This window comes from Kordia sp., assembly GCF_045105435.1.
In the GTDB taxonomy this organism is placed as follows: Bacteria; Bacteroidota; Bacteroidia; order Flavobacteriales; family Flavobacteriaceae; genus Kordia.
In genome coordinates this window covers 1-19,438 of the sequence record NZ_JBGCDL010000065.1, presented here as the reverse complement: position 1 = coordinate 19,438, position 19,438 = coordinate 1, and the positions used below count along the sequence as shown (strand labels likewise).

At 35.4% G+C, this 19,438-nt stretch carries 21 protein-coding genes, 5 tRNA genes and 1 pseudogene; 26 read left to right on the top strand and 1 reads right to left on the bottom strand.

All coding sequences use genetic code 11. The annotated features are described in order from the left end of the window. The 3 genes and pseudogenes from AB8B65_RS03175 to AB8B65_RS03165 all read left to right on the top strand — a co-directional run. Positions 1 to 568 (top strand): annotated as a pseudogene (locus AB8B65_RS03175) (thioredoxin family protein); the annotation flags it as partial. A gap of 233 nt (positions 569 to 801) precedes the next feature. Further along, complete coding sequence (locus AB8B65_RS03170) at positions 802 to 1,113, top strand: rhodanese-like domain-containing protein (RefSeq protein WP_405299408.1); 312 nt, start codon at positions 802 to 804, stop codon at positions 1,111 to 1,113. A gap of 109 nt (positions 1,114 to 1,222) precedes the next feature. Next, the gene (locus tag AB8B65_RS03165) at positions 1,223 to 1,609 is read left to right on the top strand and encodes a rhodanese-like domain-containing protein (RefSeq protein WP_405299407.1); all 387 of its coding nucleotides are present in this window, start codon (positions 1,223 to 1,225) and stop codon (positions 1,607 to 1,609) included. Here AB8B65_RS03165 and AB8B65_RS03160 read toward each other — a convergent pair whose 3' ends face one another. After that, complete coding sequence (locus tag AB8B65_RS03160; protein ID WP_405299406.1) at positions 1,610 to 2,476, bottom strand: peroxiredoxin family protein; 867 nt, start codon at positions 2,474 to 2,476, stop codon at positions 1,610 to 1,612. A gap of 161 nt (positions 2,477 to 2,637) precedes the next feature. On the opposite strand from AB8B65_RS03160, the gene AB8B65_RS03155 reads away from it, so the two are divergent. From AB8B65_RS03155 to rplL, 23 genes are all read left to right on the top strand, one after another. Next, the gene (locus AB8B65_RS03155; protein ID WP_405299405.1) at positions 2,638 to 3,915 is read left to right on the top strand and encodes a DUF2851 family protein; all 1,278 of its coding nucleotides are present in this window, start codon (positions 2,638 to 2,640) and stop codon (positions 3,913 to 3,915) included. A 141-nt stretch (positions 3,916 to 4,056) separates the two neighbouring features. Beyond that, the gene (locus AB8B65_RS03150; protein ID WP_405299404.1) at positions 4,057 to 4,896 is read left to right on the top strand and encodes a M57 family metalloprotease; all 840 of its coding nucleotides are present in this window, start codon (positions 4,057 to 4,059) and stop codon (positions 4,894 to 4,896) included. Between the two features lie 105 nt (positions 4,897 to 5,001). Then, positions 5,002 to 5,229 (top strand): PspC domain-containing protein, encoded by a 228-nt coding sequence (locus tag AB8B65_RS03145; protein WP_405299403.1) that lies wholly within the window; start codon positions 5,002 to 5,004, stop codon positions 5,227 to 5,229. 2 nt (positions 5,230 to 5,231) lie between these two features. After that, the gene (locus AB8B65_RS03140) at positions 5,232 to 6,239 is read left to right on the top strand and encodes a potassium channel family protein (protein ID WP_405299402.1); all 1,008 of its coding nucleotides are present in this window, start codon (positions 5,232 to 5,234) and stop codon (positions 6,237 to 6,239) included. A 113-nt stretch (positions 6,240 to 6,352) separates the two neighbouring features. Then, entirely contained in the window at positions 6,353 to 7,939 is a 1,587-nt protein-coding gene (locus AB8B65_RS03135; protein ID WP_405299401.1) for an alanine/glycine:cation symporter family protein, read from the top strand. A gap of 68 nt (positions 7,940 to 8,007) precedes the next feature. Next, a complete protein-coding gene (locus AB8B65_RS03130; RefSeq protein ID WP_405299400.1) occupies positions 8,008 to 9,084 on the top strand; it encodes a ComEA family DNA-binding protein in 1,077 nt (358 codons plus the stop codon). A 22-nt stretch (positions 9,085 to 9,106) separates the two neighbouring features. Then, positions 9,107 to 10,273 carry an acyl-CoA dehydrogenase family protein gene (locus tag AB8B65_RS03125; protein WP_405299399.1) on the top strand — a complete coding sequence of 389 codons (1,167 nt, stop codon included), beginning with the start codon at positions 9,107 to 9,109 and terminating at the stop codon, positions 10,271 to 10,273. Positions 10,274 to 10,630: 357 nt separating this feature from the next. Then, a complete protein-coding gene (locus AB8B65_RS03120) occupies positions 10,631 to 12,013 on the top strand; it encodes an alpha-amylase (protein WP_405299398.1) in 1,383 nt (460 codons plus the stop codon). A gap of 606 nt (positions 12,014 to 12,619) precedes the next feature. Continuing rightward, complete coding sequence (gene rpsU / locus AB8B65_RS03115) at positions 12,620 to 12,814, top strand: 30S ribosomal protein S21 (protein ID WP_405299397.1); 195 nt, start codon at positions 12,620 to 12,622, stop codon at positions 12,812 to 12,814. 391 nt (positions 12,815 to 13,205) lie between these two features. Beyond that, positions 13,206 to 14,093 carry a tyrosine-type recombinase/integrase gene (locus AB8B65_RS03110; RefSeq protein WP_405299396.1) on the top strand — a complete coding sequence of 296 codons (888 nt, stop codon included), beginning with the start codon at positions 13,206 to 13,208 and terminating at the stop codon, positions 14,091 to 14,093. A gap of 52 nt (positions 14,094 to 14,145) precedes the next feature. After that, entirely contained in the window at positions 14,146 to 14,445 is a 300-nt protein-coding gene (gene hpf / locus AB8B65_RS03105) for a ribosome hibernation-promoting factor, HPF/YfiA family (RefSeq protein WP_405299395.1), read from the top strand. A 93-nt stretch (positions 14,446 to 14,538) separates the two neighbouring features. After that, positions 14,539 to 14,612 (top strand) — tRNA-Thr (locus AB8B65_RS03100). A 73-nt stretch (positions 14,613 to 14,685) separates the two neighbouring features. Beyond that, a tRNA-Tyr gene (locus AB8B65_RS03095) sits at positions 14,686 to 14,767 on the top strand. 10 nt (positions 14,768 to 14,777) lie between these two features. Next, positions 14,778 to 14,850 (top strand) — tRNA-Gly (locus tag AB8B65_RS03090). A gap of 13 nt (positions 14,851 to 14,863) precedes the next feature. Beyond that, positions 14,864 to 14,935: transfer RNA gene (locus AB8B65_RS03085), tRNA-Thr, on the top strand. A gap of 57 nt (positions 14,936 to 14,992) precedes the next feature. Further along, entirely contained in the window at positions 14,993 to 16,180 is a 1,188-nt protein-coding gene (gene tuf, locus AB8B65_RS03080; RefSeq protein WP_405299394.1) for an elongation factor Tu, read from the top strand. A gap of 59 nt (positions 16,181 to 16,239) precedes the next feature. Beyond that, a tRNA-Trp gene (locus AB8B65_RS03075) sits at positions 16,240 to 16,312 on the top strand. Between the two features lie 16 nt (positions 16,313 to 16,328). Further along, entirely contained in the window at positions 16,329 to 16,532 is a 204-nt protein-coding gene (gene secE / locus AB8B65_RS03070) for a preprotein translocase subunit SecE (protein ID WP_405299393.1), read from the top strand. A 24-nt stretch (positions 16,533 to 16,556) separates the two neighbouring features. Then, positions 16,557 to 17,108, top strand: coding sequence for a transcription termination/antitermination protein NusG (nusG, locus tag AB8B65_RS03065; RefSeq protein WP_405299392.1), 552 nt, complete (start codon positions 16,557 to 16,559; stop codon positions 17,106 to 17,108). Positions 17,109 to 17,180: 72 nt separating this feature from the next. Continuing rightward, a complete protein-coding gene (gene rplK, locus AB8B65_RS03060; RefSeq protein WP_187560682.1) occupies positions 17,181 to 17,618 on the top strand; it encodes a 50S ribosomal protein L11 in 438 nt (145 codons plus the stop codon). A gap of 13 nt (positions 17,619 to 17,631) precedes the next feature. After that, a complete protein-coding gene (gene rplA, locus AB8B65_RS03055; RefSeq protein WP_405299391.1) occupies positions 17,632 to 18,324 on the top strand; it encodes a 50S ribosomal protein L1 in 693 nt (230 codons plus the stop codon). A 20-nt stretch (positions 18,325 to 18,344) separates the two neighbouring features. Further along, positions 18,345 to 18,866, top strand: a complete 522-nt coding sequence (gene rplJ / locus AB8B65_RS03050) for a 50S ribosomal protein L10 (protein ID WP_405299390.1) — start codon at positions 18,345 to 18,347, stop codon at positions 18,864 to 18,866. A gap of 66 nt (positions 18,867 to 18,932) precedes the next feature. Then, positions 18,933 to 19,307, top strand: coding sequence for a 50S ribosomal protein L7/L12 (gene rplL / locus AB8B65_RS03045; protein WP_405299389.1), 375 nt, complete (start codon positions 18,933 to 18,935; stop codon positions 19,305 to 19,307). The last annotated feature ends 131 nt before the right edge of the window (positions 19,308 to 19,438 follow it).

Sequence of the window (19,438 nt, the reverse complement as noted above, 5' to 3'; positions counted from 1 at the left end):
AAATGTAGAAAAACCAAAGAAAGCAGTTGTAAACGGTTACCAAGTTGGTGATATTGTAGAAGATTTCTCTTTAAAAAATGTAGATGGAAAAATGGTTTCTATGGGAGATTTTAGCGAGGCAAAAGGATTTATACTAACGTTCACTTGTAATACATGTCCGTATTCTGTAGCTTATGAAGATAGATTGATTGCGTTGGATAAAAAATATGCACCTCAAGGTTATCCTGTAATTGCAATTAACCCAAATAGCCCAATAGCGCGACCAGAAGATAGTTTTGAGGATATGCAAATACGTGCAAAAGAAAAATGATTTACATTTCCGTATATGCTTGATGTAGGACAAAAAATATATCCAGTATTTGGTGCAACACGAACGCCACACATGTACATTGTAGCAAAAACTCCAAAAGGGCATGAAGTGAAGTATATAGGAGCAATTGACGATAATTATAAAGATGCTTCTGCAGTAACAAAACGATATATTGAAGATGCTGTTGATGCGTTATTAGCTGGAAAAGAAGTTGAGGTAAAAACGACGAAAGCAATTGGTTGTTCTATTAAAGTATAATGTAGGCAAAGTTAGACTTGCTTCCATTTTTAGATTTGTTAGATTGTAAAATTACTTTTGATAATTTTCTTGAATTATGTCTAAATGTCACATCTAGGAAGTTTAGATACTCAAATACATAAAGGCATGAAACTTGCCTGTACTAAGCCGAAGTGTAAATACTTCGGCTTTTTTTTGAATAATATCTACTGAAAAGTTTAACTTTGAACAACAAACATACTATTTACTACGCTATGGCAGATTTAACACAACAAGAATGGCAAGAGCAACTTGCAAACGATGCAAATGCAGTCATTTTAGACGTTCGTACACAAGACGAAGTGGACGAAGGATACATTCCGAATGCAAAACATATTGATATTTTTTTAGGACAAGGATTTATTGATGAAATTAAAAAACTTGATCCTTCAAAAAGTTACTATGTATATTGTCGCTCAGGCGGAAGAAGCGCGCAAGCATGTGCTGTAATGAACAGTGTAGGTTATGACACAACGCACAATTTAATGGGCGGATTTATGGAATGGCAAGGTGAAAAAACGAAGTAAGAATTCGTTTTAAGAAACTTAATTCATCTTAAAAAATATAAAATTGAGAACGTGTATTCGTACTTCGTTCTCAATTTTCTTATTTTTAGGAATCACTAAATCATGCAGTATGAAACTTACCAAACTAATTTTTGCAATACTGATATCGCTTTTTTTAAGTTGTACGAATGGGCTACAAGAAAACGATGTTACTGTAACGGAGCTTTATGAATTATTAGAAAATAAAGAAGTAATAGTCTTAGATGTGCGTACTCCGAAAGAAATTGCGCAAGGAAAAATAAAAAGTTCTGCGCTAGAAGCGAATTTTTTCGATGATGATTTTCTTGAAAAAGCAACGACCTTACTTCCAAAAGACAAAGATGTATATGTGTATTGTAGAAGCGGCGGAAGAAGCGGAAAAGCTGCTGCAAAACTGAAAGCTTCAGGATATACAAAAATTCACAATGTTACGGGCGGAATTAACGCTTGGAAGGCAAAAGGTTATAAAGTAGAGTAGTTATACATTTGCATCTACAATTTTCAACAAAGCACTTGGCTCTGGACGCACGCGATAATTGTCTGTTTGATTCGTATATACAATCTGTTCGTTAGAATCTGTAACGATAACTGTTGGCAGGCTTGTGTGCGATTTAAAACCAAAAATTTGGAATCCAAACGGCAAACCATACGTTTCAAAAATATGAAGTTGCTTCGAAACTTCGCCATTCACATCTACTAAAAACTGAAAATCTAGCGGATACTTTTTTGTCAATTTTTTACTAAAACCATGCGGTTGCGAACTTATAAAAACCGTATTGATATTTCTATCTGTCAACGCTTCATGCTTTGCCACCATTTCCTTGATTTGCGCCATGCAAAACGGACACCAATTGCCACGATAAAAGATGAAAATACTAGGCGTTCCTGTGAATTTTTCTGAAGTAATTTCTTCTTTCGCAGCATTTTCAAACCGTAACAAAGGAAGCGTGTTTCCAACTTTCAAAATAGGATTATTTGCTGCATTTCGTTTCTGAAAAAAAGAATACCAAAGCAAATACACAATCCAGCCAACTGTCAAAATCAAATTAAAAACGATACTCGTAGTTCTATAATTGACTTCTTCTTGAATATTTACAGCGAGGAAACTCAATAAAAAACCCAAAAACACACAAAACGTATATACGATTAAAATAACATCCGTACGTGGAATCGGTTTGATAAAAATTTTGCTAAAAAAGAACACAATACTGACTGCCGTGAGGAAGTGTGCCGCATGTTGTAATGAAACTCCTGATTGGTACATAAACCAAGCACTATCTATCATTGCAACAAGCGCAATAACAGGAAAAGCAGAAATAAAAATAGATTTAAAAAGGGAGTTCATTCAGTAAAAAAATTCAACATGAGATGGTTTTGGTAGTATTTGTTTGTTACAATTTATAAAATAATCTGTAAAAAAGTATATTTTTGTAGTATTAATCTTGTAAGTGAATAATATATCCCAAACTTCTCATTGAAATTATTAAGAATTTAATAATTATCAATATGACCGTAAGAGAAGACTTTTTGTACTATTTGTGGCAATTTGGAAAACTACAGTTGCACAAATTACAAACGACAAAAGGAGAAGCCGTAAAAATCATCAATTTAGGAACGCGCAATCAACATGCCGGACCAGATTTTTTTAATGCACAATTAAAAATAGGAACTCAAATTTGGGCTGGCAATGTGGAAATGCATGTAAAATCGTCTGATTGGTTTGTACACAACCATGAAAACGACGCCAACTATAATAACGTTATTTTGCATGTGGTTTGGGAACACGATATTGAAATTCACCGAAAAAATAATTCGGTCATTCCTACATTATTGCTCAAACAATACAGTGATGAAACTGTAGTATTACGCTATAAAAACTTGCTGAACTCACCTAAAAATTGGATTCCGTGCGAAACTACTTTTCCTGTACTAACTACATTTGAACTCGAAAATTGGCTCGAACGTGTCTACTTAGAACGATTAGAAACCAAAGCGGTCGCTATAGCGGAATTAGTCAAAAAAACCGAATACGATTGGGAAGCCGTTTTATTCCGATTGCTCGCCAAAGGTTTTGGACTCAAACTCAACAGTGAACTATTCTTTCAAGCGGCTTGTTCGGTAAATTTTAGCACAATACGAAAACTAAGCGCTTCACAATTTTCGTTAGAAGCATTCTTATTTGGCATTTTTGGAGTGCTTTCGCAAGATGGAACTCAGGAACAGTATTACGAACAATTGCAGCAAGAATACAATTATATATGTCACAAGTTTCAATATGAAAAAAAGGCTCTCTTTCCGTTGCAATTCTTTGGAACGCGTCCTGCAAACTTTCCAACCATTCGCGCATCACAATTGGCAAACTTGTATCATCAACAGAAAAATTTGTTTTCTAAAATAGTCGCTACAACTTCATTAGAAGAATTATACGAAATATTACAAGTAGAAACGAGTGTATTTTGGGAAACCCATTACACCTTTGAGAAACATTCGCCCAAGCGGACAAAAAAAGTATCAAAAAAGTTCATTGATGTATTATTGATCAATAGCATTCTGCCGCTTAAATATTGTTATGAAAAATACCAAAGCATGCCCAATATAGAAAGTTTGCTTGCGCTTTTACGAACCATTTCGCCCGAAAAAAACACCATCATTCAAAAATTTAAAACTCAAACAATCACGATTGAAAATGCATTGCAAACACAGGCATTATTAGAATTGAAAAAAAGCTACTGCGACAAAAAAAAGTGTTTAGAATGTGCAATTGGAAATAGAATGATGCGGTAAGTAAGTGTGTTTAAAATGTTGATTTTCAGTGATTTTTTGGTGATTCAAAAGTATTAATAAATAAAAACTACTCTTTTTGTAGTAAAAAACTTAAATATAATTTGTAGTTTTATAAACATATTAACCCAAAAATTATTAGTAATGAAAACCAAAAAACTTTTATCAATGCTTGTGGTATGTATCTTGGTATTTACAGTATTCACAGCGTGTCAAACCGATCAGTCGGAAGAACCTTTGCAAGAAGAAGAAGGAAAGGTAAGTCCTGAAATTTTGGCAAAATTGGATGCAGCGTATTTTGATACCTCAAGAGCATTTACAACAAACTTCATGGGAGAAGACGGAGTTGCAGTAGAAGATATGTTTTTTACCTACGCACAAATTGACGAATTGCAGCCGGTAGATCCACTGGCAAAACACTATCGCACAACAAACTTAGTCACAAAACTGCCAAGATCAATTACAATTAGTGTTGATCCAGATTTAGGAACTTTAGGTTCTGATGCACTCGATGAAACTATTCAAATGTATAATGACCTCAACCTTCGCATTTCTTTCACAAGAGTTGCCTTTGGACAAAGAGGAAGAAATAAGGCAAATATTGAAGTAACGGAATTCTTTGAATTAGAATCAGGCGGATTCATTACTTTAGGACGAGCCGCAGGTTTCCCAACTCGTAAAGGTGATCCGGCAAGAGGATTTGGAATTAACAGTCGTTGGTTTGAATTGTCAATAGCACCAAATGTAAGTGAGTTGGCAGGAACAATGGCGCATGAAATAGGACATTGTATTGGTTTCCGCCATACAGACTATCAAACACGTCAAAGTTGTGGACAAAATGTAAACGAAGGAAGTGCAGGAGTTGGCGCAATTTACATTGCAGGAACTCCAACAGGATCAGATGCATCTTCAATTATGCAATCTTGTGGACCTGCAATAGATTTTAATAATAATGACATTACTGCATTAGAAGCACTTTATTAAAAGTTAATAAATTACAAAATTTAAAAAGTCACTACGCGTTAGTGGCTTTTTTTATGTGTAAAAGAGTTATCTTGCAGGCACTTTAAAAAACGTAAAAAAAGAAAGATGAAGTTTATATACAAACTGCGTTATTTTTTTGAAAAACATGGCTTTGGAGCGTTGTCTCGATTGGCAGAACGTTTAGGAATGCGTGCCAAAAATGTGCGTTTATTCTTTATTTACGTCACATTTGCTACTTTAGGTGTTAGTTTTGCATTATATCTTACCTTAGCTTTTATATTAAGATTAAAAGACTTAATTTACACCAAACGAACTTCAGTATTTGACTTATAAATATGTTTAGATTCTTCCGGTCAAAATTTTACATTGCTTTAGTATTACTACTCTTCGTCTTAATAATTGGCGTGTCAGGATTTATGCTTGTTACAGGTTGTAGTTTTATTGATGCAATATACATGACTGTCATAACCATTAGTACTGTTGGTTTTGAAGAAGTAGTTCCACTCGACAATCAAGGAAAATTATTCACCGTATTCTTAATCATCATCAGTGTTTTTGTATTTGCGTATGCAATATCTGTGATTACAGAATTCATATTAAGCAGAAGCGCTTTACGAAATATAATAGAACGCAGAACGTTAAAAAAAATCAGAGGCATGGAAAATCATATCATTATTTGCGGATTTGGACGCAATGGAAAAGAAGCTGCTGAAAAATTACATACACACAATCAACAATTTGTAATTATTGAAAAGAACAGAGCTGTAATTGAACGATATGAAAACTCTGAAATCTCTTTTGTAGAAGGAAATGCAAGTGAAGATGAAGTGTTAGAAAAAGCAGGAATTCACAATGCAAAATGTTTAATTACCGCACTTCCGAGTGATGCAGACAATCTGTTTGTAGTACTTTCGGCAAGACAAATAAACGGGAAATTGCTCATTATCAGTAGAGCTTCGCATGAATCTTCTTATAAAAAATTAAAACTAGCTGGTGCTGATAATGTAATCATGCCCGATAAAATTGGTGGCGAGCACATGGCTTCTTTAGTTGTGGTGCCCGATTTGGTTGAATTCATTGACAATCTTTCCATTAGTGGGAAAAATACAACCAATGTAGAAGAAATACGCACAGAAGATATAACACCTTCAAGCAAAGAGATATCGCTTAAAGAATTAGACCTACGAAAAGAAACAGGTTGCAGTGTTATTGGGTATAAAACGCCCGATGGCGAGTATATCATTAATCCTGGAGCTGATTTAAAACTAGTCAAAGAATCCAAAATAATTGTCTTAGGTCGCCCAGAACAAATTGAATTGCTAAAGAAAAAATACAATCTCTAAAATCGGTTCATAAGCCTATTTAACAGGAGAAAACTTGATTAAGCAATTTTTTTTTAGCATCTTGCTACCTTTAAAATAACCAAAAATAAATATTAACTAACTGAAACAATACCATGAAGAAATATCTTCTTTCATTATTTGCAATTCTATTGCCACTATTAACATTTGCGCAGGAAGCCACCGAAAAAGGGATCGATCAAAAAATCGATGAGTTTTTTGGTGATACAACTGGTTGGTTTGTACAAATTATATTTTATCAAATTCCGTTTACGGATGATATCAAAGTATTCTGGGTATTATTTCCGTTAATCATAGGAGCACTTTACTTTACGGTATATTTTAAGTTTATCAACTTTAGAGGTTTTTGGACATCTATAAATATTGTTCGTGGAAAATATGACGATATAGATCATCATGAATCTATGGTAGCAGCGGGTGATTCTACACCTGGAGGTGATAATATTGAAACAATAGCAATTGAAGGGCATGAAGGAGAAGTTTCACATTTCCAAGCATTAACAGCAGCTTTATCAGCAACAGTTGGTTTAGGAAACATTGCCGGAGTTGCCATTGCGGTATCTATTGGTGGAGCTGGAGCAACATTTTGGATGATTGTAGCAGGTTTACTTGGTATGGCATCAAAATTTGTAGAATGTACGCTTGGTGTAAAATATAGAGATGTTGAGGCAGATGGAACTGTATATGGAGGTCCAATGTATTACTTAACCAAAGGATTAAAATCAAAAGGTCTTGCAGGATTAGGAAAAGTATTGGCAGTGTTATTTGCTATTTTCGTAATTGGAGGTTCATTTGGAGGTGGAAACATGTTCCAAGTAAATCAAGCATTTCAATTAGTTGAGAATATCACTGGTGGAGAACAATCTTTCCTTCATGGTTATGGTTGGGCATTTGGTTTAGTAATGGCAGTCTTAGTAGGTATTGTAATTATTGGAGGAATCAAAAAAATTGCTAAAGTAACGGATAAAATTGTGCCATTTATGGTAGCAATTTATGTAGCAGCTTCATTATTTGTAATTTTGGCTAATTATGATCAAATTGGTAATGCATTTACTCAAATATTCAATGGAGCATTTAGCCCAGAAGGAATGGCAGGTGGATTTGTTGGAGTATTAGTACAAGGATTTAGACGTGCAGCTTTCTCTAACGAAGCAGGAATTGGTTCGGCTTCGATAGCACACGCAGCAGTAAAAACAAAATATGCTGCCAGTGAAGGTTTAGTTGCTTTATTAGAACCGTTTATTGATACAGTAGTAGTGTGTACAATGACAGCATTAGTATTAATTATCACAGGAAATGTTACTGCAGCAAACGCATCGTTAAACAATGCGGATGCAATTTTACTTACTTCTGGCGCTTTTGAAAGTGCGATTAGTTGGTTCCCGTATGTATTAACAGTAGCAGTTGTATTATTTGCATTTAGTTCTATGATTTCTTGGTCGTACTATGGTTTCCAAGGTTGGTCATTTCTATTTGGGAGAAGTAAAAGAGCAGAATATATATATAAAGTTATTTTCTGTTTATTCGTAATTGTTGGTGCTGCAGCAAGTTTACAATCTGTAATAGACTTCTCGGATGCTATGGTATTTGCCATGATGGTTCCAAACATGATCGGACTGATATTACTAGCACCAAAAGTAAAACAAGAGCTTACAAAATATATGAAAGCAATCAAAAAATAAGCTACAACTTATTAGAATAATAAACCCAATATAATACTCATGTGACGATCACTTAAAACATCGAACACATGAAAAACATCAAATCTCACTTCACGTTTCTCAAAGCAGAACGAAGTGGGATTTTGTGTATTATATTCCTAATCTTTACCGTGCAAGGAATCTACTTTTACACAAATCCCACAAAAACAACAATACAATTTTCAAACGCAAAAGTTGTCGCGTATCAACAGCATATTGATTCGTTAAAACTAATAGCACTCAACGCGAAACCAAAACGCTATCCGTTCAATCCTAACTTTGTAACTGATTACAAAGGTTTTACATTAGGAATGTCTACCAAAGAAATAGACAGGTTACACGAATTTAGAGCGACAAACAAATATGTGAATTCCGCAAAGGAGTTTCAAGCGGTTACAAAGGTCTCTGATTCCTTGCTAAGCGAACTCAAGCCCTATTTCAAATTCCCCGAATGGGTAACCCGTAAAAAACCACAACGTACCTACGGAAAGAAAAAGTATCGTGAAAAAGCAGCAGTTATTCTCAAAAAGATCGACATCAATAAAGCTACGATAGAGGAACTTAGAAAAGTATACGGAATTGGCGAAAAACTATCTGCACGAATTGTAAATTACAGAACGAGTATAGGCGGATTTACAACAAAAGCGCAATTAGAAAAAGTATATGGCTTAAAGCCAGAAGTCATTCAAAAAGTTTGGAAGCGTTTTTATGTTGGAGAAATCACGATTTCTAAAATTGATATCAATAAAGCAACCATAGACGAACTCAGAAAAATATATGGAATTGGCGAAAAACTCTCCGCACGAATTGTACAATACAGAACAAAATTAGGCGGATTTGTGACAGAATCACAACTAGAAGATGTATACGGTTTAAAGCCAGAAGTGATTGAAAAAGTATGGAAACGTTTTTATTTGCAAAAAGTGCCCATCATCAAAATAAATCTCAACACTTGTACTGTAGCCCAATTGCTAAAAGTACCGCACATAAATTATGAATTGGCAGATGAAATTATAAATCAACGAACACTTCGTGAAGGATTCAAGAATTTTGAAGAATTGACAAAAATTCAAAACTTTCCAACAGATAAATTACAGATAATTGAAGTATATTTGCATATTCAATAAAAAAACTAAAAAATTGCTAAATATGGAAAGCATATACTTTAATGAAGAACACCATCTTTTTAGAGAAAGTTTACGAGATTTTTTAAAAAAAGAAGTTGTTCCACACATTGAAAAGTGGGAAAAAACAGGAACCATAGAACGCTTTATTTGGGAAAAATTTGGCGAAATGGGATTCTTTGGAATTGCTTATCCAGAAAAGTATGGCGGAATGGACTTAGATCTTTTCTACACCGTAATCCTTTTAGAAGAATTGCAAAAAGTCAATTCAGGCGGATTTGCCGCAGCAATTTGGGCGCACGCATATTTGGCAATGACTCACTTAAATAAAGAAGGAAGTCACGAAATTAAAGAACGCTATTTAACACCAAGTATCACAGGTGAAAAAATTGGTTGTTTATGTATTACGGAGCCTTTCGGCGGATCGGACGTAGCAGGAATGAGAACTACGGCAGTCAAAAAAGGAGACAAATACGTTATCAACGGTTCAAAAACGTTCATTACAAATGGTGTATACAGCGATTACCTAGTAATTGCCGCAAAAACAAGTCCTGAACTTGGAAACAAAGGAATCAGTATATTCGTTTTAGACAGAGATATGCCTGGAATTTCGGCAACCAAACTAGACAAATTAGGTTGGAGAGCTTCTGATACGGGAGAAATTGCATTTGACAATGTTGAAATTCCATTAGAAAACTTAATGGGCGAAGAAAACATGGGATTCCCATACATCATGCAACACTTCGCGCTAGAAAGACTCATCATGGGAATCAATGCACATGCAAGATCTGAATTCGCTATCGAATACACATTGCAATACATGTCGGAACGTGAAGCATTTGGTAGAACGATTGATAAATTCCAAGCTTTACGTCACACAATGGCAGACTTAGCTACGGAAGTAGAAATCTGTAAAACTTTCAACTATACGGTTGCATACAGACTCAACCAAAAAGAATACGTAGTAAAAGAAGCTACGATGTCTAAACTACAATCGACGAAAGTGGCAGACAATGTTATTTATCAATGTTTACAGATGTTGGGCGGATACGGTTACATAGAAGAATATCCATTAGCACGTTTGCTTCGCGACAGTCGCTTAGGACCAATTGGAGGTGGAACTTCAGAAATTCTAAGAGAAATTATCGCCAAAATGATAATTGATGGAAAGGATTATAAACCTGCAACGTAATTTTAATCTATTATTTTGGTGAAAATGTCAATTTTTATCGCCAAAATGATAATTGATGGAAAGGATTATAAACCTGCAACGTAAAAAAAAATGCGTTACTTTGAGTGAAAATTTAGAATAAAATTTAATATCGAGAAGTACTGCGAAAAGCAAAATATAAATAAAATCACAAAAGATCACTTGAACGAGTGGTCTTTTTTTATGGATTTAAAACTTACAAGACACTTACGGTAAAACCGTATAAATGATAAACTTATCAACACGAAAACGTTTTCGCAAAACTGACAATTATAACAGGCTGAAATAAATATTTAACTTGAAAAAGAATACTAATATTTATAACCAAACCAAACAAACATGAGAAAAAATCAAATACTCTATTTCTTGTTGATCAGTCTATTCATCATAAGCTGTTCAAAAGATGAAGTTACCTCAGAAAACGAACAAAGTAAAGAACCTACAAAAGGAATTGTTACAGCCAAAAACAGATCCAATCTAAAACCAATTGGATCAGGTGTTATGATGCAAGCCTTTTATTGGGACGTGCCAGCAGGTGGAACTTGGTGGAACGTAGTCAAAGGAAAAGTTGCCGATTGGAGCAATGCAGGAATCGATGCAATATGGCTTCCGCCAGCTTCAAAAGCACAAAACGGAGCGTTTTCTATGGGATACGATCCTTTCGATTACTACGATTTTGGAGAATACAACCAAATGGGAAGTGTCGAAACTCGTTTTGGTTCTACTACCGAATTGCAAAGCTTAATCAACACGGCGCACAACAACCGATTAAGTGTCATTTCAGACATTGTTTTAAATCATAACAGTGGCGGAAACAGTGAGTATAATCCGTTCAAAGGAACTAATACCTACACAGACTATCAGCCAATGTCAGGGAAATTCAATAGAACGTACTATGATTTTCATCCAAATGATGCGCAAGCAAGTGATGAAGGTGTATTTGGTGGATTTGCCGATTTATCACACACAAAAGCGTATGTGCAAGATTGGCTGTGGAGAAATCCAAACTCTGTAGCAAAATACTATAAAAATGTAGTTGGTTTTGACGGTTGGCGTTTCGATTACGTAAAAGGATTTGCACCGTGGGTTGCCAAAGAATTCAAAAATGCAGCAGGCGGATTCGCAGTTGGAGAATACTGGGACGGAAATGCAGCAACACTCGATTGGTGGGCAGGACAAGCAGAATCAAGTGCGTTCGACTTTGCTTGCTACTACCGAATGCGAGATGCATTTCAAGGAAACAACCTAAACAGACTCAACGATGATATGTTATGGAAGCGCAACGCATCAAAAGCAGTAACATTTGTAGCAAACCACGATACGGACGAAATCATCAACAACAAAATTCTCGCGTATGCGTACATACTAACGCATGAAGGATATCCAACACTATTCTATCGCGATTATGAAGAATGGCTCAACAAAGAACGTTTAAACAATCTGATCTGGATTCACAACAATCTCGCTAGCGGAAACACTTCTATATTGTATACAGACAACGACGAATACGTTGCCAGAAGAAACGGATACAACAGCGCAGGCTTAGTAGTATACATCAACAACTCTAACAACTGGAAAGAACGTTGGGTAGAAACCAATTGGTCCAACACACGTATCAAAGACTACACAGGACATTCGGGTTGGGAACCGGTAACACAAGGTGGAAGATGGGTTAAAATTCAAGCACCGCCAAAAAGTTACACAGTTTGGTCAGTTAAATAATTACAAAGGTATTAGGTATTGGGTTGCTGGGTATTTGGAAACTTTTCAAGAAGCTACAAACCAACCAGCCAAGTAAATCAACAAAAAAACAAATGAACGAATAAACAAATCGACAAATTAACAAAAGGACAAAAAAGGTGAAAAGTTTATAAGTTCAACAGTTTACACTTTAATTTAAGAAGTACTACATACAACTTAACCCAAAACATAATTTACAGGTTCTCAAGTTTCAAAAAAGGAAGTTAGAAAAAAACCGACAACTAACAACCGACAACTAACAACCGACAACTGAAAACCGACAACTGAAAACAAACAACAAGGGCATTCCGCAGAAAAAGCGGCCGCGCTTTCGGCTATATCTTTTTTGTAAAATATGTTTTTACAAGGTAAAATGTAAACTTGTTGAAGCTAGTTGTTTCTTAACAATCAGACTACTTCAGCAAAAAAGGATGCCGCCTCAAATATAATATTCACGATTTCCGATTTAAGAAAATTAGAATTAATGAGTAATCGCTAATGCAAAAATAAAACAACAATCTATTTGAAATTAAAAAATAGTCTGTATATTTGCATCCACAAAATCTAAAAGAGAGGAGGTTAAGTACTATGTTAATTATACCAGTAAAAGAAGGAGAAAATATAGACAGAGCGCTGAAACGTTTCAAAAGAAAATTTGATCGTACAGGAGGAATGCGTCAACTTAGAGCAAGAAAGCATTTCACAAAGCCGTCGGTAGCTCGTAGAGCGCAAATACAAAAAGCGCAATACATACAGAATCTTAGAGATCAAGAAGAAATTTAAGAGACTCACAACAAAATTAAAAAGGTTTCCATAACGGAAGCCTTTTTTTATGCGCAAAATTTAGAGGTTACTATATAGTTTACTAACTTGTATGGGTATTTAGGTCTTTGATAATATATGAGTATGTTTGAAGACCAATCAACAAATCAACAAATTGACAAATTGACGAAAAAACAAATCAACAAAAAACAAAGAAGTTGAAGAGTCCATAAATTTAACAGCCTGTAACTTTGAAACAAAGAAGGAAGTAAACAAATTAACCAACAACCTGTCACATCGAGCGCAGTCGAGATGCAAAACCCAAAACCCAAAACCCAAAACCCAAAACCCAAAACCCAAAACCCAAAACCCAAAACTCAAAACTCAAAACTCAAAACCCAAAACCCAAAACATGCCCTTCACCGCTTTCATAGAATATCTACAATTAGAAAAAAACTATTCGGCAAATACTGTGACGGCATACAAAAAGGATTTACATTCCTTTTCAAATTTCTGCAAACAAGAGTATGAAGACGATGCTATCAATCAAGTTCATTATGTGCAAATCCGAAGCTGGATTGTTTCTTTAGTAGAAAGTGGTTTGCAAAACGCAACAATCAACAGGAAAATATCATCGCTCAAAACCTATTACAAATTCCTGCTCAAAACAAAACAAATAGAAGTCAATCCGTTGGCAAAACACAAAGCTTTAAAAACGGCTAAAAAAGTACAAGTGCCATTCTCAGAAAAAGAAATGGAAATGGTGCTGGGAACTATGAGTTTTACAAATGACTTTGAAGGTGTGCGTAACAAAACCATAATTGAAATGTTTTATGCAACAGGAATGCGAAGAGCTGAGTTGGTCAACCTAAAACAATCCGATATAGATTTTGCCGCTAAAACAATTCGTATCCTTGGTAAAAGAAACAAAGAGCGGATTGTGCCACTTCTTCAAAAATTAGAAACACAACTAAAACAATATGATTTACATAGGAAACAAGCGGATGTTCATCAAAAAGAAGAGCTATTCCTAACAGCAAAAGGAAATAAAATCTATCCGAATCTTGTATATCGTTTAATAAATGATTATTTTAGTATAGCATCTACCAAAGTAAAAAAGAGTCCGCATATTCTGAGACACACCTTTGCGACTCACTTACTAAATCAAGGTGCAGACTTAAATGCTGTAAAAGAGTTACTTGGTCACGCTAGCCTTGCTTCAACACAAGTATATACACACAACAGTTTAGCTGAACTTAAAAATGTATATGCCAAAGCACATCCTAGAAACAAAAAGTAATCCTCAAAACAAACAGCTAAAACCTAAAATATAACCTATAAAAATGCCGCGTATGAAAGTAAACATGCAGTCCGTAAATTTTACGGTAGATCGTAAGTTAGTAGATTTTATTCAAAGAAAAATGGATAAGCTAGAAACATACCATGACAAAATCATAGATGCTGATGTCTATTTAAAGGTAGAAAATACAAGCGAAAAGGAAAATAAAATCGCAGACGTGAGAGTGAATATCCCTGGAGATGATGTAATGGTAAAAAAACAATGTAGAACGTTTGAAGAAGCTGTAGACGAAGCAACAAGTACACTGCAAAGAGCACTGTTAAAAAGAAAAGAAAAAGTGCGAACACATTGATGATAAAAAAAAATTAAAAATAGTTTTGTTTAAAACAAAAAATCTATACATTTGCAGTCCGTTAGAAATAGCGGGCTTTTTTTATGAATAAAAGCCGATGTAGCTCAGCTGGCTAGAGCAGCTGATTTGTAATCAGCAGGTCGTGGGTTCGAGTCCCTCCATCGGCTCAAAAAGTTGAAAAAGTAAAAAGCAAGATTCTTGTGAATTTGCTGGAAAAATTTGAAATATTGATAATTTATTGGGGAGATACTCAAGCGGCCAACGAGGGCAGACTGTAAATCTGCTGACTACGTCTTCGCAGGTTCGAATCCTGCTCTCCCCACTAATTAAAAGCGAAAGTAGCTCAGTTGGTAGAGCGTCAGCCTTCCAAGCTGAATGTCGCCGGTTCGAACCCGGTCTTTCGCTCTATATATTTCTTGCCGGTGTAGCTCAGGGGTAGAGCGTTTCCTTGGTAAGGAAGAGGCCACGGGTTCAAATCCCGTCATTGGCTCATAGAATGTATAAATTGAACACTAATATATAACTAAGATTAAAAAATTATTAAATCATGGCAAAGGAAACTTTTGATCGTTCCAAACCGCACTTAAATATTGGTACTATTGGACACGTAGATCACGGTAAAACTACTTTAACAGCTGCTATTACTAAAGTATTAGCTGATGCTGGTCTTTCTGAAGCAAGAGATTTCGATACTATCGATAATGCTCCTGAAGAAAAAGAAAGAGGTATTACTATTAATACTTCTCACGTAGAGTACCAAACTGCAAATCGTCACTATGCACACGTTGACTGTCCAGGTCACGCCGATTATGTAAAGAACATGGTAACTGGAGCGGCTCAAATGGATGGTGCTATCTTGGTAGTTGCTGCTACAGATGGGCCAATGCCACAAACTCGTGAGCATATCTTATTAGGACGTCAGGTTGGAGTTCCAAGAATGGTAGTATTCTTGAACAAATGTGATATGGTAGATGATGAAGAATTATTGGAGCTTGTTGATATGGAAGTAAGAGATTTACTTTCTTTCTACCAGTATGATGGTGATAACGGACCTGTTATCCAAGGATCTGCTTTAGGAGCTTTAAATGGTGAAAAGCAATGGGTTGATACGGTTTTAGAATTAATGGAAGCTGTTGATAATTGGATTGAATTACCAAAAAGAGATGTTGAAAAAGACTTCTTAATGCCTGTTGAGGATGTATTCTCAATTACAGGTCGTGGTACTGTTGCAACTGGTCGTATTGAGACAGGTGTGGCTAACACGGGTGATGCGGTAGATATTATCGGTATGGGAGCTGAGAAATTAACTTCTACAGTAACTGGAGTTGAAATGTTCCGTAAGATCCTTGATAGAGGTGAAGCTGGAGATAATGTAGGTATCTTATTAAGAGGTATTGAAAAGACTGATATAAAAAGAGGTACGGTAATCTGTAAGCCAGGTTCTGTAACTCCACACATCAAATTCAAAGCTGAAGTATATGTTTTGAAAAAAGAAGAAGGTGGACGTCACACTCCATTCCATAACAATTATCGTCCTCAGTTCTATGTGCGTACAACTGACGTAACAGGAACTATCAACTTGCCAGAAGGTGTTGAGATGGTGATGCCAGGAGATAACTTAACAATTCATGTTGAGCTTCTTAATGCAATTGCAATGAACGTTGGATTACGTTTTGCAATTCGTGAAGGTGGTAGAACTGTTGGAGCAGGTCAGGTAACTGAAATTATTGAATAATCTAAATAGATTAATATAAACAAAAAGGTGTCCCTTTTCGGGACGCCTTTTTATGGAATACGGGTTTAGCTCAGTTGGTAGAGCACTGGTCTCCAAAACCAGGTGTCGGGAGTTCGAGCCTCTCAACCCGTGCTAATAAAATCGCAATATGACTGGTATAGTAAATTACGTAAAAGAATCTTTCGAAGAATTAAGAACAAATGTCACTTGGACGCCTTGGGCAGAAGCACAACGTCTTACAATAATAGTAGCTGTTTTTTCTATAATTTTCTCATTAGCTATTTGGGGAGTTGATACCTTCTTTGCTAAAATATTAGGTTTTATATATAATCTAGTATTAGGAACAGTTTAATCACTCTCAAAAATATAGTTAATTATGGCGGATTCGAATGTGAAGAAATGGTATGTTGTGAGAGCTGTTAGCGGACAGGAAAATAAAGTAAAGGCGTATATAGAAAGTGAGATCACTAGATTTGGTTTAGAGGATTATGTAGAGGAAGTCTTAGTTCCAACGGAAAAAGTAATTCAAATCCGTAACGGAAAAAAAGTAAATAAAGAAAGAGTGTATTTTCCAGGGTACATTATGATTAAAGCTAATTTAGCTGGAGAAGTAACACACGTAATAAAATCAGTTACCAATGTAATTGGTTTCTTAGGGGAAGTAAAAGGAGGAGATCCTGTTCCGTTAAGACAATCTGAAGTAAATAGAATGCTTGGAAAAGTAGATGAGTTAGCAGTGAAAACTGATAATATTGCAATTCCATTTACATTAGGGCAAACAGTAAAGGTAATTGATGGTCCTTTCAATGGATTTAACGGAACTGTTGAGAAAATCAATGAAGAAAAACGTAAGTTAGAAGTAATGGTGAAAATTTTCGGAAGAAAAACTCCATTAGAATTAAGTTACATGCAAGTAGAGAAAGTATAATCGTTACATATTATATAAGTAACACTTTTTAGCTTCCAAACAAAAAAGTGTTGCGCAATTTAAAACAAGAAAATGGCAAAAGAATTAAGTAAAGTAGTTAAGCTACAAGTTAGGGGAGGTGCAGCGAATCCGTCGCCACCGGTTGGACCCGCTTTAGGTGCTGCCGGTGTTAATATCATGGAGTTCTGTAAGCAGTTTAATGCAAGAACACAAGATAAACAAGGTAAGGTAGTTCCAGTTGTTATTTCTGTATACAAAGACAAGTCTTTTGACTTTGTAGTGAAAACAGCGCCAGCGGCAGTTCAGCTAATGGAAGCGGCAAAGATTAAAAAAGGATCAGGAGAACCGAACCGAAAAAAGGTAGCAAGCGTTACTTGGGAACAAGTAAGAGCAATTGCAGAAGACAAAATGGTAGACTTAAATGCGTTTACTGCTGAGTCAGCAATGAGTATGGTTGCAGGAACTGCAAGATCTATGGGATTAACAGTATCTGGTGATAAACCTTTTTAAATCGTAAGAACAAATGGCACGAGTAACAAAAAAGCAAAAAGAAGCTTTAGCTAAGGTTGATAGAAACAAATTGTATTCTGTCGCTGAAGCATCAAGCTTAGTGAAAGAAATAACAAATGTAAAATTTGATGCATCTGTGGATCTTGCAGTACGATTAGGAGTTGATCCGCGTAAAGCAAATCAAATGGTTCGTGGAGTAGTAACATTACCACACGGAACAGGTAAAGATGTAAAAGTTTTAGCATTAGTAACTCCAGATAAGGAAGCTGAAGCGCAAGAAGCAGGAGCTGATTATGTTGGATTAGATGAATTCCTTCAGAAAATTAAAGGAGGATGGACCGATGTTGATGTAATCATCACTATGCCAAGTGTAATGGGTAAATTAGGACCTTTAGGTAGAATTTTAGGGCCAAGAGGTTTAATGCCAAACCCAAAAACTGGTACAGTAACTATGGACGTTGCTAAAGCTGTAAAAGAAGTGAAAGCTGGTAAAATTGACTTTAAAGTTGATAAAACTGGAATCGTTCATGCAGCAATTGGTAAGTCTTCATTCTCTGCTGATAAAATCGAAGGGAATGCAGCTGAATTATTACAAACATTAATGAAATTAAAGCCAACTGCGGCAAAAGGTACATACATTAAAAGTATTTATATGTCTAGTACAATGAGTCCAAGTGTAGCTGTTGATCCAAAAACAATTGCATAGGTAGTTAAAAAGATTTTATCATGACTAAAGAAGAAAAATCAGTAGTAATAGAAGAATTAACTGCACAGTTAGCTGACAATACAAATATTTACTTGACAGACATCTCAGGATTAAATGCTGAAACAACTTCAGCTTTAAGAAGAGCTTGTTTCAAAGAAAATATCCAACTTGCGGTAATCAAGAACACATTGCTTGCGAAAGCAATGGAGGCTTCTGAAAAAGATTTCGGAGAACTTCCTGGAGTATTAAAAGGAAACACTTCGTTAATGCTTTCAGAAACAGGAAACGCTCCTGCAAAACTAATTAAAGAGTTCAGAAAGAAAAGAAAAGCTGAAAAGCCAATCTTAAAAGGTGCTTTCATTGAAACAGCAGTTTTTGTTGGAGACGATCAATTAGATGCCTTAGTTAATATCAAATCAAGAGAAGAGCTTATTGGAGAAATCATTGGATTATTACAATCTCCTGCTAAGAACGTTGTTTCTGCTCTTCAATCTGGAGGAGGAAAATTAGCTGGTATCTTAAAAACATTATCTGAAAGATAATTTAAAAAGTACGCACTTAATAAAACAAATATTTAACAAAAACACATTATTTTAAAACGATAGAAAATGGCAGATTTAAAAGAATTCGCAGAACAATTAGTTAACTTAACAGTAAAAGAAGTTAACGAATTAGCAGATATATTAAAAGCTGATTACGGTATTGAGCCTGCAGCTGCAGCTGCAGTAGTTCAACAAGGTGGTGGCGGAGCAGCTGAAGAAGCTGAAGAGCAAACTGAATTTGACGTAATCTTAAAAGCTGCTGGTGGATCTAAGTTAGCAGTAGTTAAATTAGTAAAAGAATTAACAGGTTTAGGTCTTAAAGACGCTAAAGGAGTTGTTGATTCAGCACCAGCTCCAATCAAAGAAGGAGTAACTAAAGATGAGGCCGAAGGTCTTAAAGCAGCTTTAGAAGAAGCAGGAGCAGAGGTTGAGCTTAAGTAAGCTTACCAAGCTATAAAAACTTGGTTTAGGTCTTTGGGAGTATCCCTAAGACCTAAACCCTTTTGTGTATATAAGCGTGAATACGTTTTATTTTATTTTATTTTAATCATAATATTGTCCATTGATGTTCA

Excerpts from the sequence above, each read along its gene's own strand:
- AB8B65_RS03170 (WP_405299408.1), top strand. The coding sequence starts at position 802 with ATGGCAGATTTAACACAACAAGAATGGCAAGAGCAACTTGCAAACGAT.
- AB8B65_RS03165 (WP_405299407.1), top strand. The coding sequence starts at position 1,223 with ATGAAACTTACCAAACTAATTTTTGCAATACTGATATCGCTTTTTTTA.
- AB8B65_RS03160 (WP_405299406.1), bottom strand. The coding sequence starts at position 2,476 with ATGAACTCCCTTTTTAAATCTATTTTTATTTCTGCTTTTCCTGTTATT.
- AB8B65_RS03155 (WP_405299405.1), top strand. The coding sequence starts at position 2,638 with ATGACCGTAAGAGAAGACTTTTTGTACTATTTGTGGCAATTTGGAAAA.
- AB8B65_RS03150 (WP_405299404.1), top strand. The coding sequence starts at position 4,057 with ATGAAAACCAAAAAACTTTTATCAATGCTTGTGGTATGTATCTTGGTA.
- AB8B65_RS03145 (WP_405299403.1), top strand. The coding sequence starts at position 5,002 with ATGAAGTTTATATACAAACTGCGTTATTTTTTTGAAAAACATGGCTTT.
- AB8B65_RS03140 (WP_405299402.1), top strand. The coding sequence starts at position 5,232 with ATGTTTAGATTCTTCCGGTCAAAATTTTACATTGCTTTAGTATTACTA.
- AB8B65_RS03135 (WP_405299401.1), top strand. The coding sequence starts at position 6,353 with ATGAAGAAATATCTTCTTTCATTATTTGCAATTCTATTGCCACTATTA.
- AB8B65_RS03130 (WP_405299400.1), top strand. The coding sequence starts at position 8,008 with ATGAAAAACATCAAATCTCACTTCACGTTTCTCAAAGCAGAACGAAGT.
- AB8B65_RS03125 (WP_405299399.1), top strand. The coding sequence starts at position 9,107 with ATGGAAAGCATATACTTTAATGAAGAACACCATCTTTTTAGAGAAAGT.
- AB8B65_RS03120 (WP_405299398.1), top strand. The coding sequence starts at position 10,631 with ATGAGAAAAAATCAAATACTCTATTTCTTGTTGATCAGTCTATTCATC.
- rpsU (WP_405299397.1), top strand. The coding sequence starts at position 12,620 with ATGTTAATTATACCAGTAAAAGAAGGAGAAAATATAGACAGAGCGCTG.
- AB8B65_RS03110 (WP_405299396.1), top strand. The coding sequence starts at position 13,206 with ATGCCCTTCACCGCTTTCATAGAATATCTACAATTAGAAAAAAACTAT.
- hpf (WP_405299395.1), top strand. The coding sequence starts at position 14,146 with ATGAAAGTAAACATGCAGTCCGTAAATTTTACGGTAGATCGTAAGTTA.
- tuf (WP_405299394.1), top strand. The coding sequence starts at position 14,993 with ATGGCAAAGGAAACTTTTGATCGTTCCAAACCGCACTTAAATATTGGT.
- secE (WP_405299393.1), top strand. The coding sequence starts at position 16,329 with ATGACTGGTATAGTAAATTACGTAAAAGAATCTTTCGAAGAATTAAGA.
- nusG (WP_405299392.1), top strand. The coding sequence starts at position 16,557 with ATGGCGGATTCGAATGTGAAGAAATGGTATGTTGTGAGAGCTGTTAGC.
- rplK (WP_187560682.1), top strand. The coding sequence starts at position 17,181 with ATGGCAAAAGAATTAAGTAAAGTAGTTAAGCTACAAGTTAGGGGAGGT.
- rplA (WP_405299391.1), top strand. The coding sequence starts at position 17,632 with ATGGCACGAGTAACAAAAAAGCAAAAAGAAGCTTTAGCTAAGGTTGAT.
- rplJ (WP_405299390.1), top strand. The coding sequence starts at position 18,345 with ATGACTAAAGAAGAAAAATCAGTAGTAATAGAAGAATTAACTGCACAG.
- rplL (WP_405299389.1), top strand. The coding sequence starts at position 18,933 with ATGGCAGATTTAAAAGAATTCGCAGAACAATTAGTTAACTTAACAGTA.